Source organism: Vitiosangium sp. GDMCC 1.1324 (assembly GCF_003044305.1).
Lineage (GTDB): Bacteria > Myxococcota > Myxococcia > Myxococcales > Myxococcaceae > Archangium.
The window spans coordinates 22,465-36,384 of record NZ_PZOX01000043.1; the positions used below are offsets into that span (position 1 = coordinate 22,465).

Annotated in this window: 6 protein-coding genes and 1 pseudogene; all 7 read right to left on the reverse strand. The window is 69.3% G+C overall.

The window, feature by feature from the left end:
• Nucleotides 1–14: 14 nt before the first annotated feature.
• Nucleotides 15–4,676, reverse strand: coding sequence for a type I polyketide synthase (locus DAT35_RS56370; RefSeq protein ID WP_108077761.1), 4,662 nt, complete (start codon nt 4,674–4,676; stop codon nt 15–17).
• Nucleotides 4,677–4,723: 47 nt separating this feature from the next.
• On the reverse strand, nt 4,724–10,159 hold the full coding sequence (locus tag DAT35_RS56375) for a non-ribosomal peptide synthetase (protein ID WP_108077762.1): 5,436 nt from the start codon (nt 10,157–10,159) through the stop codon (nt 4,724–4,726).
• A 98-nt stretch (nt 10,160–10,257) separates the two neighbouring features.
• A complete protein-coding gene (locus tag DAT35_RS56380; RefSeq protein ID WP_108077763.1) occupies nt 10,258–10,815 on the reverse strand; it encodes a hypothetical protein in 558 nt (185 codons plus the stop codon).
• A complete protein-coding gene (locus DAT35_RS56385) occupies nt 10,812–11,849 on the reverse strand; it encodes a M28 family metallopeptidase (protein ID WP_108077764.1) in 1,038 nt (345 codons plus the stop codon). Before DAT35_RS56385 ends, DAT35_RS56380 begins: the two co-directional genes overlap by 4 nt.
• Nucleotides 11,846–12,346, reverse strand: coding sequence for a hypothetical protein (locus DAT35_RS56390; RefSeq protein ID WP_158502418.1), 501 nt, complete (start codon nt 12,344–12,346; stop codon nt 11,846–11,848). Before DAT35_RS56390 ends, DAT35_RS56385 begins: the two co-directional genes overlap by 4 nt.
• A gap of 217 nt (nt 12,347–12,563) precedes the next feature.
• Nucleotides 12,564–13,136, reverse strand: a complete 573-nt coding sequence (gene cysC, locus DAT35_RS56395) for an adenylyl-sulfate kinase (protein WP_255415273.1) — start codon at nt 13,134–13,136, stop codon at nt 12,564–12,566.
• 62 nt (nt 13,137–13,198) lie between these two features.
• Nucleotides 13,199–13,920 (reverse strand): annotated as a pseudogene (locus tag DAT35_RS56400) (sulfate adenylyltransferase); the annotation flags it as partial.

Below are 13,920 nucleotides of genomic sequence, written 5' to 3' on the forward strand. Positions count from 1 at the left end.
CTGAACGGAGCGGATCAGTTCTCTTCGTCGGAGGTGCTGTCGCCGCGGCGCTGTCTCTTGGCGCGGCGGCGCTCGCCGCGGCTGCGGCTCTCGGAGTCGTCGGATGGCTCCTCGGCACCACCGGAGGCGGCCTTGAGCAGCTTCGCCAGCGCCTCCACCGTTGGGCCCTCGTACAGGGTGACGGCGGGGACCGGGACGCCGAACTGCTCGCGCACCCGGGCAATCAACTTGATGCCGACGAGCGAGTTGCCCCCCAGCTCGAAGAAGTTGTCGTGGATGCCCACCTGGGTGATGCCCAGCATGGACTCCCACAGCTTCGCGACGGCCTCTTCCAGCTCGTCACGCGGGGCCACGTAGGCGTTCTGCAGGGCGGGCCGGGGCGCGGCCTGCTGGCTCTGCGCATCGGGCACCACGTGCTCGGCCTTGGCGACCTCGGCCTTCTGCTGGGGCTCGGGCTGCGAGTTGCGCTCGATGCGGGCGGGCAGGTGGCTGGTGGACACGGCGACCTGGGCCACCGGGCCCAGCGACAGCAGGTGCGCGAAGGCCTCGGCGCCCTCGGTGGCGGAGATGGACAGCGAGCCGAAGGGGTTGGGGCCCGAGTCGGAGGCCCAGGCATCCCAGCCCACGCTCAACCAGGGGGTGGGGGACTCCTGCGTCTGACGGAGGGCGAACGCGTCCATGAAGCTCATGGCCGCAGAGTACGAGGCCCGTCCGACGCCCCCGAGCACCGCCGCGAGCGACGAGGCCAGCATGCAGAAGTCGAGCTGCCGGCCGCGCAGGGCTTCCTCGAGTGCGTACAAACCGAGAGCCCGGCTCTGGAAGAGGAAGCGGGCGTCGGTGGGCGTCACGTCCGCGAGGCTGCGGAAGAGCGACGCGTCGACAGTACCCGCGGAGAACACCACGCCGTGGAGCGCGCCGAAGCGCGAGAGGGCCTGGTCAACCACGGTACGGAGCTGGGCCGCGTCGGCCACATCGGCGCTGGCCACGAGCACCTCGGCACCGAGCGCCTCGAGCGCCCGCACCTTGCGGATCCTCTGGCCGATGGGGTCCTTCTCGTCGTGCGTCGCGAGCCACGAGTCCCACGCGGAGCGCTCGGGCAGCGCGGAGCGGCCGACGAGCACGAGCCGGGCCTGGACGCGCTTGGCGAGGGCCTCGGCGTGGTTGAAGCCGATGGTGCCGAAGCCGCCGAGGACGAGGTAGACGCCCTTGTCACGCAGGGGGACCTGGTCTGGAGCGCGAGCGGAGATGGGCTCGAAGACCTGCACCTGGCGCTGCTGGCCGCGCCAGGCGATGACGTTCTCGCGGCGGGAGCCATCGGCGCACTCGGCGAGGAGCTGCTCGACGAGCTGGGCCTCCTGCCAGCTTCCCGGGGAGGGCAGGCTCACGTCCACCGAGCGGCAGGCGATGTGAGGGAACTCCTGGGGGATGACGCGGACGGGGCCGAGCACGGTGGCCTTCTCGGGGCTGGGGAGCTCGTCTCCGAGCGCCTGCATCCGGTGGGTGACCACGGCGAGCGACACGGGCTTCGCCTCCTGGCGGCCGAGCGCCTGGGCCAGGAACAGCAGGCTGTGGAAGCCATGGTCCTGCGCCGGGTCGAACGAGGAGGCCCCACGCGAGCCGGAGGTGCTGTCGGGGACGGCGCTCCAGAGGTGGAGGATGCGGTCGGGCTCGAGGCCCTGGGCCTTGAGCTGCTGAAGCAGGGACGCGAAGTCCGAGGCGTCGCGCGGGTTGATGGACCAGTGGCGCTCACCGAGCTGCGCGAGGTGCGTGCCCGGGGAGACGGTGACGACCTGCTGGCCGGCCTCCGCGAGGCGCCGGGCCAGACGGGCGCTCAGCCCACCCTGCCCATGCGTCTCGGGGACAAACAGCCACCAGTTCGCTTTCTGCTCGCTCCACGCACTGGCGGGAGGGAGGGCGCGCTGCCACGAGGGCAGATAGAACCACTGCGGTAGGGGCAGCTTCTTGTCGGCCGAGGCGCTCTGGGCCTTCTTGCCGTGACCGCTGTCCGCGGGCGGATCCACCCAGTGGCGCTGGCGCTCGAACGGAGAGGTGGGGAGGGCGATGCGGCGGCGCTTCTCGTCGCCGTAGAAGGCATCCCAGTCCGGCTCGACACCGGCCAGCCACAGCCGGCCGAGCGCGCCGAGCAGGAAGTCCAGATCGTTCTTCTGCTCGCGAGGGTGGCGCAGGGAGTTGATGAACACGTGCTGGGCGCCCTTGGCGGGGTGCTGCCGGGCGAGCGTCGCGAGCGTCTGGCCGGGGCCCACCTCGAGCAGGACGGCGTCGGCCTCCTTGAGCAGCTCGCTCAGCCCGTCGGCGAAGCGCACGGCCTGGCGCAGGTGCTTGGCCCAGTAGTCGGGGCTGGTGGCCTCCTCGGCGGTGATCCACTTGCCCGTCACGTTGGACAGGTAGGGCAGCTGGGGCACCTGACGGGAGACGCGCCGGACCTGCTCGCGGAACGCATCCAGGATGGGGTCCATCATGGACGAGTGGAACGCGTGCGAGGTGTGCAGGCGGTTGGTGCTGACGCCCTGGGCGGTGAGCTTCTCCGCGAGCGCGTCGATGGCGGGGATGGGCCCGGCGACGACACAGGTCTCGGGGCTGTTGACGGCGGCGAGCGAGAGCTCCGCACCGAGCAGCGGCAGCACCTGGGCCTCGGTCATGGGCAGGGCGAGCATGGCGCCAGCGGGCATCTGCTGCATGAGCCGGCCGCGAGCGGCCACGAGCGCCAGCGCGTCCTCGAGCGAGAACACGCCCGCGAGACAGGCGGCCACATACTCACCGATGCTGTGACCGATCATTGCCTGGGGCTTGAGGCCCCACGACATCCACAGCTTCGCGAGCGCGTACTCGATGACGAACAGCGCGGGCTGGGTGAGCGAGGTCTGCTTGAGCCGCTCGGTGGCGGCCTCGCGCTGGGCCTCGGAGGGGTACAGGACAGTGCGCAGGTCGAAGCCGAGGTGCTTCTCGAGCTTCTTCGCGCAGGCGTCGACCTCGCCGCGGAACAGGGGCTCGGACTCGTAGAGGTGCCGGCCCATGTCGACGTACTGGGAGCCCTGGCCGGAGAACATGAACATGACCGGGCGGCCCTCGGTCTCATGGCCGCCGGTGAAGACGCGGGCGGGCTCGCGCGAAGCGAGGGCCTCGGCGGCATCCGCCAGGGTGTGGGCCACGACGATGCGGCGTCGGGCGAAGCGCTTGCGGCCCATCTGGAGCGTGAAGGCCGCGTCGGCGAGGTTCAGCTCGGGGTTCGCGCGCAGGTGCGAGACGAGCCGATCCGTGGCGGCCTCGAGCGACGCATCCGAGCGCGCCGAGAGCATCAGCACCTGGGCCGGACGGCGCGGCTTGTCGGAGGCGGGGAGGGCGGGAGTCTCCTCGAGGATGGCGTGCGCGTTGGTGCCGCCCATGCCCAGCGACGTGACGCCGGCGCGGCGGGGAGTCTCCCCCTCGGGCCAGTCGGACAGCTTCGCGTTCACGTAGAAGGGGCTGTTGTCGAAGTCGATGGCGGGGTTGGGCGACTCGAAGTGGAGGGTGGCGGGGATCTGCTTGTGGTGGAGCACCAGCGCGGCCTTGATGAGGCCCACCGCGCCCGCGGCCGAGTCCAGGTGGCCGATGTTGCTCTTCGCCGAGCCGATGGCGCAGAAGCCCTTCCGGTCGGTACCGGCGCGGAACGCCTGCGTGAGGGCGGCGATCTCGATGGGATCTCCCATCTGGGTGGCGGTGCCATGGCACTCCACGTAGCCGATACTGTCCGGCTCCACGCCCGCGAGCGCCTGCGCGAGCGAGACGACCTCGGCCTGGCCCTCGACGCTGGGGGCCATGTAGCTGACCTTCTGCGAGCCGTCGTTGTTCACCGCCGTGGCCTTCACGACGGCGTAGATGGTGTCACCAGCGGCGATGGCATCCGCGAGGCGGCGCAGCGCCACCACACCCGCGCCGTGCCCGGAGACGAAGCCCTCGGCCCGGGAGTCGAAGGGGCGGCAGTGGCCGTCGGACGAGGTGGTTCCGCCCTCGTAGAACAGGTAGCCCTGCTTCTCCGGGAAGTGGATGGACACGCCGCCGGCCAGGGCCATGTCGCACTCGTAGCTGAGGAGGCTCTGGCAGGCGTAGTGGATGGCGGTGAGTGACGTGGACGAAGACGACTGGATGGTGACCGCGGGCCCCTTGAGGTTGAGCCGGTAGGCCACCTCGGTGGTGAGCGCGTCCTTGTCGTTGCCGATGGAGGCCTGGAGGCTCTCCACGGACGCCACGTGCGACAGGTGCGGGTACACGTTGGTGAGCAGGTACGTGTTCATGCTCATGCCACCGAACACGCCAGTGCGGCCCGGCTGGCGCTCGGGGCTGTAGCCCGCGGTCTCCATCGCCTCCCAGGCGCACTGGAGGAAGACGCGGTGCTGCGGGTCCATCAACGCCGCCTCGCGCGGGTTGAGCCCGAAGAAGGCCGCATCGAACTGGTCGGTGTCTCCCAGGACGCCGCACGCCTTGATGTAGTTGGGTGCGCGCACGAGCGACGGGTCGATGCCGGAGGCGATCAGCTCCTCTTCGGAGAAGAACGAGATGGACTCGACGCCATCGTGCAGGTTCTTCCAGAACTCGGCGATCGTCCTCGAGCCGGGGACATGGGCGGCCAGTCCGACGATCGCGATCCCTTCCAACTCAGGGGTGGTCTCAGTGGTCATGGGGCGTTCCGGGTCCATCAAGGGGAAAGGAGTGGATGCGCCAGCGGCTACTTGCCACCGGGCTTGCGCAGACGGGCCTGGGCGAGCTGCTGACGCTTGCCCATCGCGGCCTTGCGCTTGTCGGCCTCGTCCTTGAGCTTCTGGGCGTTGGCGGAGGAGTCGTCCGTCTTGCGGCTCAGGAACTGCGCCAGGGAGCTGACGGTCGAGTACTTGAACATGTCCACGAGGGCGAGCTCGGTCTTGAGCTCCTCGCGCAGGCGGCGGTGCACCCGGGCGATGAGCATCGAGTTACCACCGAGCTCGAAGAAGTTGTCGTGGAGGCCGACGCGGTCGACCTTGAGGATCTCCTGCCAGACCGTGGCGATGTCGCGCTCGAGCGAGCTCTGCGGAGCGACATAGGCGGCGGCGAGGGCGGGGCGCTCGCCCTCGGGGACGGGGAGGGCCTTGGTGTCCACCTTGCCGTTGGGCGAGAGCGGCAGCGCCGAGAGCGGCATGAAGACGGACGGCAGCATGTAGGGCGGGAGCCGCTCGGACAGCCACGCGTGGAGCTCGCTGCTCGTCTGCGCGGAGTCGGTGAGCACCACATATGCCACCAGGCGCTTGTCACCGGGCGAGTCCTCGCGCGCCATGACGAGCGCATCGCGCACCTGGGGGTGCTGCTTGAGGGCCGCCTCGACCTCGCCCAGCTCGATGCGGAAGCCGCGGATCTTCACCTGGTCATCGACGCGGTGCAGGTACTCGAGCACGCCGTCCGGGAGCCAGCGGGCCATGTCGCCGGTGCGGTACAGGCGCTCGCCGGGGCGGAACGGGTTGGGGACGAAGCGCTCGGAGGACAGCTCCGGGCGGCGCCAGTAGCCGCGCGCCAGACCGGCACCGCCCACGTACAGCTCACCGCGGCAGCCCACGGGCAGCAGGTTGCGCTGCGCATCGAGCACGTACACGGACGTGTTGATGACGGGCTTGCCGATCGGGACCCAGGAGTTGGCTTGCAGGTCCTCGGGGCGGATGGGGTAGTAGGTCGAGCAGACGGTGGTCTCGGTGAGGCCGTAGCCGTTCACCACCTGGGTGGTGTCGAGCAGGCGCTCCATGTCGCTGGCCACCAGGGCCTCGCCGCCGCTGAGGACGAGCCGGATCGGCGGGAGCTCGTCCTTGCGAGCGTTGAGCCCGGCGAGCACGGCGGGCACGGTGCTGACGATGGAGACGGTGTGTCGGGCGATGAGCCCGAAGAGCTTCTCCAGGTCGAGGATCTCATCCTCGGTGGGAAGCACGAGCGTGCCCCCGGCGCACAGCAGCGGGAGGATCTCCCCCACGAAGCTGGCCGAGGCGAGCGAGGTGAGCGGGAGGATCCGGTCGTTGGCACCGGGCTGGTACGAGTCGATGAACGAGCGCACCAGGTTGGTGATGCCGCCGTGCTCCAGCATGACGCCCTTGGGCTGTCCGGTGGAGCCGGAGGTGTAGATGAGGCACGCCAGATCATTCGGCTGGATGCGGGCGGGGGCCTGCTCGGTGCCCGAGCTCCAGTCCATGTCCGTGTCCAGGCAGAGGACGCGCACCTCGCCGTCCTTCAAGGAGAGCTGCCCGAGCTGGGTGCGCAGCCAGGACTGGGTGAGCAGGACGGGGGCCTGGGCGTCGGCGAGCACATAGGCCAGACGCTCGGCGGGGTAGGCCGGGTCGAGCGGCACGTAGGCGGCGCCGGTCTGGAGCACACCGAGCACGGAGACAATCGTCTCCAGCGAGCGTTCCAGGCAGAGGCCGACGATGGAGCCGGGGCCCACGCCCTCCGAGCGCAGCCACGAGGCGAGCCGCCCGGCGCGCTGCTTCAGCTCGCGGTAGGTGAGCCGCTCGTCCTTGAAGAGCACGGCGACGGCATCGGGCGTGCGCTCGGCCTGGGCCGAGAACAGCGCCGGCACGTTCATGTCCTCGGTGAGGGGGACGTGCGTGCCGTGCCACTCGACGAGGAGCTGCTGGCGCTCGGCGTCGGTGAGGAGGGGCAGCTCGGCGAGCGGCTTGCGCGGGTCGGCGACGATCCCAGCGAGCAGCGTGCGCAGGTGCCCGGCCATGCGGGAGATGGAGTCGGGCTCGAAGAGGTCGGTGTTGTACTCGAACGAGGCGACCATGCCGCCGTCCGCCTCGCCCAGGGTGAGCGTCAGGTCGAACTGGGCGACGTGGTGCTCGAGCGTGAGGGACTCGAGCTTCAGGCCGGCCAGCTCGGCCCTGGCGCCCGGGATGTCGAGGGCGAACGGCGTGAGCCCGCGCTCATCGAGCTTGTAGGCGCGCTGGTAGGAGAACATCACCTGGAAGAGCGGCGAGCGGCTGGGGTCGCGCACCGGCTGGAGCCGCTCGACGAGGGTATTGAAGGGGTAGTCCTGGTGCTCGAAGGCGTCGAGCGTCGTCTGGCGCGTCTTGGAGAGGAACGCCTCGAAGGTCTGGTTCGGAGAGGAGCGGGTGCGCAGGACGAGCGGGTTGACGAAGTAGCCGGCGACGCGGGAGAGGTCGGCCTTGCCGCGGCCGGCGCTGACCACGCCGAGGGTGAAGTCCTGCTGGCCAGTGTAGCGGTGCAGCAGCACCTGGAAGGCCGTCTGGAGCACCATGGCGAGCGTGGAGCCCTGGGCCTGGGCGAGCGCCTTGAGCTGCTCCACCAGCTTCGAGTCGAGCCGGGTGGTGTGGATGAGACCGTTGAAGGTCTGGACGGGCGGGCGCGGATGATCCGTGGGCAGGTTGAGCACGGGCAGCTCACCGGCGAGCTGCTCGCGCCAGTACTTCTCGAGCGCCTGGCCGCGAGGCCCGGCGAGCATGGCGGCCTGCTCGTGCGCGGCGTCGACGTAGGTGGCCTCGAGCGCAGGCAGCTCGGCCTTCTTGCCGGCGGCCTCGGCGGGGTAGAGGGTGTCGAGCTCCTCGGCGATCACGGCGATGGACCAGAAGTCGGTGACGATGTGGTGCATCGTCATGAGCAGCACGTGCTCCTGGGCCGAGCGGGTGAAGAGGCGCACGCGCAGCAGCGGGCCGTGCTCCAGGTCGAAGGGCTTCTTGGCCTCGTCGGCGAGGCGCGCGTCGAGCTCCGAGTCACCCAGGGTGGCGGCGTCCACGGGCTCGAAGTCGAGCGCCATCTGCGCGTGCACGTGCTGGACGGGACCCGAGGGGGTCATGGTGAACGTGGTGCGCAGCGCGGGGTGGCGCGTGACGAGCATCTCGAAGCAGCGGCGCAGCGCCGGCACATCCAGCGCGGAGCGGATGCGCACGGCGACGGGGACGTGGTACGCGGAGCTGCCGGGCGCGAGCTGATGCAGGAACCACAGGGCCTGCTGTCCGCCGGACAGGGGCGCGTCACCACTGGCGCGGGGCTTCGGTGCCTCCTTCGCGGGCGCGGTGGCGGGCGCGGCCAGATACCCGAGGACGAGCTCCGCGAACTTCGTGAGGGTGGGCCCCTGCATGACGTCGGAGAGGGGCACCTCGATGCCGAGGCTCGACTCCACGGTGCTCTTGAGGTCCACCGCCATCAGCGAGTCCATGCCGAAGGCGTAGAGCGTCTTGTTCGGATCGATCTGGCTGGAGGGGACGCGCAGGACGCGGGAGGCCTGCTCCTGCAGGTGCAGCAGCAGGAGCGAGTGACGCGCCTGGGGATCCTGCACGGCGGCGAGCGCCTTCTGGATGAAGCTCGGCTCGCGCTTCGGAGCGGCGGCCTGCTCCTTCGGAGCCGGAGGCGCGTCCAGGACGCTCTTGTGGACGATCTCCAGGCTGTCTGAGAGGAAGTCCTTCTTGGTGGCGTGGCGCTGGATCTTCCCGCTGGAGGTCTTGGGGATGCTGCCGGCCTGGAGCAGCACCACGCCGTGGGCCTGCACCTCGTGCTGATCCGCGATGGCCTGGCGGATGTTCTGTGCGAGCGCCTCCAGGTCGACGCTGCCGGACTCGACCGCCTTGCGATCGATCTCGTGCGCCACCACCAGACGCTCCTCGCCCTGGACCTCGATGGCGAACGCGGCGCCGCAGCCGGGACGCAGAGCCGGGTGGGTCTTCTCCACCGTCAGCTCGAGGTCCTGGGGGTAGTGGTTGCGGCCTCGGATGATGATGAGGTCCTTGAGGCGCGCGGTGACGAAGAGCTCTTCGTCGAGGAGGAAGCCGAGGTCTCCGGTGCGCAGGAAGCGCATGCCGTCCTTCGCGCCCTGGGGCACGCCCTGGAACGCGCGGGCGGTGGCCTCCGGCTGGCCCCAATACCCCTGGGCCACGCTGGGGCCGGAGACCCAGATCTCCCCCACCTCGCCCGGGGCGCATGGGACGAGGGTCTCGGGGTGGACGACGAGGAGCTTCTGGTCGGTCAGACAGCGGCCCGAGCCCACCTGGGTCTGCGCGGTGGGGTGCGAGGTCGGAACGATCTCCGCCTTGCTCTTCTGGAGCGCGACGGTGTCGAACGTGCGCTGGATGGGCGGCTCGGCCTTGTGGCCACCGGTGACGATGAGCGTGGCCTCGGCGAGGCCGTAGCAGGGGTAGTAGGCCTGCTCCTTGAAGCCGCGGGGCCCGAAGGTGTCCGAGAAGCGCTTGAGGGTCTCGGGGCGGATGGGCTCGGCACCGTTGAAGGCCAGGTCCCAGTGGCTCAGGTCCAGCGCGGCGAGCTCCTCGGGGGTGACCTTCCGGGTGCACAGGTCATAGGCGAAGTTGGGCCCGCCGCTGGTGGTGGCCTTGTACTTGGAGATGGCCTGGAGCCAGCGGATGGGCTTCTTCAGGAAGTCCACGGGCGACATGAGCACCACGGGGAAGCCACCGTAGAGCGGCTGGAGGATGCCGCCGATGAGGCCCATGTCGTGGTAGGGCGGCAGCCAGATGACGCCCTGGCTCTGGCGCGAGTGCCCGAAGCACGAGTGGATGAGGGACAGGTTATGCAGCAGGTTGGAGTGCGTGAGCATCACGCCCTTGGGCGTGCTGGTGGATCCCGAGGTGTACTGGAGGAAGGACAGCGTCTCGGGAGTCGCGCCCGGATCCTTCCAGCCCTCGGCGACGGCGGACTCCAGCGTGTCGGTGGCCATCCACTGAAGCGACTTCAGCTCCGGGGCCTGCTCGAAGAGCATCTCGGCCATGCCGAAGATGAAGTCGGTGGTGAGCGCCACCGTGGCCTGCGCGTCGTTGCTGATGGCGAGCAGCCGGGGCAGGGTGCGTCCCAGCCGCATCGGGTCCGGCGGGTAGATGGGGACGGCGGTGACGCCGGCATAGAGACAGCCGAAGAAGCCCGCGATGTAGTCCAGTCCCGGCGGGTAGAGCAGCAGGGCGCGCTGGCCCTGGGCCCCCATGCGCTGGAGCGAGGCGGCGATGGCGCGCGCCTTGAGATCCAACTCCGCGTAGGTGAGGTGGGCCTCCTCGCTCTCGCCGTCGACCAGGAACGTGTAGCCGCGGGTGTCGGGCTCACGCTGGGCCCGGGTCCGCAGCAGCTCGACGAGCGTGTCGCAGCGCACGTCCGGGACAGTGGAGGGGCCGGGAATCGCACGGGTGGTCATGGAGTCTCCTCGTCCTGCGCAATAGGGGTGCCCATCGCGCCGCCGGATTCACCAGCGGCGCGTGGGGAAGGGTTCGAACTGCCTGTGCGGAGGCGATGCTAGAAGGTGGCTCCGACTTCCAGCAGGCCGACCGAGTAGCTGAGGCCCAGACCGGGGAGGTCCGTGCCGGCGCCGATGCCCAGCTGGAGCAGGGAGACCTGGACCGACTTCAGATCGAAGCGCGCCGGCGCGAGCGTGACGCCCAACGTCATTCCGGGCCCGCTAATGCGGGTGGGGTGCTCGGGGGTCAGGAAGCTCAGGCGCTCGCCGAACAGGGTGGACAGCGTGAGCAGGGCCGCGGGGGCATACGTCCCGCTGCGCTGCACGCCGGCCCCGACGCGGAACGACGCCGTGTTGCCCAGCATCGACAGGTAGCTGAGGTCCGCCTGGAGGATGAAGCGGTCGTTGAGGGTGTCCCGAACGCCGATGCCGCCCCCGATGCCGCCGATGGTCCGGGCATTGGACAGGTACACCTGAGCGCCCGCCGCGGCGTAGACGGAGAACCGGTGCTGGAGGGACGAGGACTCCTCGGCCCTCGCGTCACCGGAGGTCCCCACGAGTCCGAGCCCCAGCGCGAGCGCGCCGGCCTTGATGAACGTGTGCTGTGCGGTCTTCACGGAGTCGGTCCCCCAGCCCAGTAGGCGATCGCGGTGGCGGCCACGCGGGTGGCCTGGCCCAGCCGAGCCTTGTCCAGCGTGTCCAGCGTGTCGGTTTTCTTGTGGTAGTTCGGGTTGCGGAAAGGCGCGGTGTCGGTGAGGAACACGGCCTTGTGGTGGGCGAACCAGAACGCCAGGTGATCGCTGAGCGTCAGGGCCTGACCCATGGTGGGCGTGCCGTTGCCGGAGGAGATCAGCGGCACCGTGTTCATGAGCTTCAGCTCGTTGTTGAGCGCGTAGACCTGGGAGGCCTCGTAGGCGGACTCGTCGTTGCCGATGATGGCCAGGAAGTCCGCCTTGGTGGGCGAGGGCAGGCCGGGCAGCGACTTCTGGGAACCCTCCTCCTCGGAGTAGTAGCCGATGCAGTCGAAGACGAGCGCGGTGACGACCTTCTCGCCATTGCCTGCCTTCACGTACCGGTGGCTGCCGGAGATGCCCCACTCCTCGAGGTCGAAGCCGACGAAGCGGATGGTCCGCTCGAACTTGTACTTCGAGAGCACCCGGGCCAGCTCCATCATGGCCGCCACGCCGCTGCTGTTGTCATCGGCGCCCTGCCAGAAGGCGTCGTAGTGGGCGCCGACCAGGATGACCTCGTCCGGCTTGGAGGTGCCCTTGATCTCCGCGACGATGTTGGTGGTGCTCACGTCGGTGTCGCCGGTCGACACGTCGTCCTGGGACGACAGCTCGAGGTGGGCGAACCGGTCGCGGACCCACTTCCCCGACTTGGTGTTGGAGAGGTTGCACAGCTCGGGGTAGGCCTTGCGGATGTTGGCCGGGAACAGGGATTCGCAGGGGAGCGACTGGTCCGACATGTGCTGCTCCGTCAGCTCCTTGAGATTGTCCCAGACGCGCTCGGTATCGACCTCTTCGGAGATGGCCTTCAGGCGAGGCACATCCGCCCCTTCCAGGACCTGGGTCGGGGTGCACGAGGCGCCGCCAGCCAGGCCGAGGCCCGCGGCGAGCATGACGAGGGAAGAACGAATCGAGAGGCTCATAGCTGCATCTCCACACGGGCCAGACCGACATGGAGCCGCTGCACCGTTCCAAAGGGAGGGCCAACGGGTCCCCACTGCACCTCGAAGGCTCCCACCACGAAGCGGCCGAAGTGGAAGCGCAGGGGCGCGGCATGGATGGCGAAATACAAGGGACCGGTGCGCGCATCCTCCGCCGCGAACAGCTCCTTGGCGAAGGGGATGCGCAGGGTCTGCCAGGGCAGGGCCACCTGGCTGTATCCGAACTCGAGTCCCCCGGCGGGCTCCCAGAAGCCCAGCCGCGTCCGGAGCTCACCCCGGGCGAAGACCTCGAGCGGGAAGTTCACCTTGTTGGAGGGCAGGGCGAAGCGCAGCCCGCCTCCCAGGAACAGGTGTTGTCCGAGACCCTCGGTGCCCAGGGCGCGCTGGTACGCGGCCTCGAGTGTGGTGGCCTCCTCCGAGGGGCGCAGCAGTCCGTAGTGGCGGAAGTTCGAGACTCCGACCGAAACACCTTGGGCCACGGGTTGGGCTGCGGGTTGGGCCACGGACTCGCCGGGGTCGGCCATGGCCGCCGAGCCCAGGAGCAGTGTGCCCGCGAGAATCCATCTTGAGAGAGGTGCGTGCATGATGGTGAGGGGAAAGGTCTCTGTCGCGAGGCCGGGAGCCTGAATCAAACGGCGGGCCCCACACAACGACATGGTTGGTAGTGGAAGATTGCTCGTCCGCGGACCTCCGGGCTCACCGGGGAGTGGACCCCAGGAGTCCTCGTTGGTGCAGCGCACCGAGGATGCGCTCCACGCTCTGCTCCACCGTCTCCGAGTCGGTGTGGACGGTCACTTCGGGCGACTCGGGCGGCTCGTAGGGATCCGAGATGCCCGTGAAGTGGGGGATCTCTCCCGCCAGCGCCTTCTTGTAGAGACCTTTCACGTCACGGTGGACGAGCGCCTCCAGGCTGGCCTGTGCATACACCTCGATGAACGGGGTGCCGGCTTCCGTGGCCAGCCGCCGCACTTCGTTGCGCGACTCGCGGTACGGAGAGATGGCCGCGGAGATGACCGCCACCCGGTGTTTGGCGAGCAGCCGCGCCACGTAACCGATGCGCCGGATGTTCTCCTCGCGATCAGGCTTGGTGAAGCCCAGGCCCTTGGAGAGGAACGTGCGGATCTCATCTCCGTCGAGCACCTCCACCGAGTGGGTGGGCTCCAACTGGCGGCGCACCGCCGTGGAGAGCGTGCTCTTGCCCGCACCGGACATGCCGGTGAACCAGAGGATGAAGCCGCCGGCCCGGGCCGTGTTGGTCTCAGTCGAAATTCCTGCTGTTGCTGTAGCTTGCTGACTCACGGAGGACCCCCTGTGTCGTCCACTCCCGCCATTCAGGCCGCGGGGCCGTTGATCATTCCGGCGCCCACCGTGGCATTCGTCCCCTCGTCGATGAGGATGAAGCTGCCGGTGTGGCGGTTGCGCCGGTACTCGTCGAAGAAGAGCGGCACGGTCGTCCGCAACTTCACGCGGCCGACCTCGTTCAGCTTCAGGGCCTTGCACTCCTCGTCCCGGTGAAGCGTGTTCACGTCGAGCCGGTACTGGATGTCCTTGACCAGGGCCCGGGCCGAGCGCGTGGTGTGCTTGATGGCCAGCTTCGCCCCGAGCTGCAGGGGCTGCTCGACCAGCCAACACACCATGGCGTCGATGTCTTGAGCGACGGTGGGCGGATTGCCCGGGCGGCACAGCATGTCGCCGCGGCTGATGTCGAGCTCGTCCGTCAGGGAGATATTGACGGACATGGGAGGGAAGGCCTCCTCCACGGGCTTGCCCGCCAGCTCAATCGCACGAATGCGCGAGGTGAAGCCGGAGGGCAGCACCATCACTTCATCTCCGGGCCGCACCACCCCACCCACCAACTGCCCTGAGTAGGCCCGGTAGTCATGGAGCTTCTTGGAGATGGGCCGGGAGACGTACTGCACTGGGAAGCGCACCTGGATGAGGTTGCGATCCGAGGCGATGTGCACGTTCTCCAGGTGATGCAGCAGCACGGGGCCCTGGTACCAGGGCATCTTCTCCGAGCGCTGCACCACGTTGTCGCCGTTGAGCGCGGAGA

Bases quoted from the DNA above. Each gene is read 5' to 3' on its own strand.
- DAT35_RS56370 (WP_108077761.1), bottom strand. From the start codon at position 4,676: ATGACCACTGAGACCACCCCTGAGTTGGAAGGGATCGCGATCGTCGGA.
- DAT35_RS56375 (WP_108077762.1), bottom strand. From the start codon at position 10,159: ATGACCACCCGTGCGATTCCCGGCCCCTCCACTGTCCCGGACGTGCGC.
- DAT35_RS56385 (WP_108077764.1), bottom strand. From the start codon at position 11,849: ATGAGCCTCTCGATTCGTTCTTCCCTCGTCATGCTCGCCGCGGGCCTC.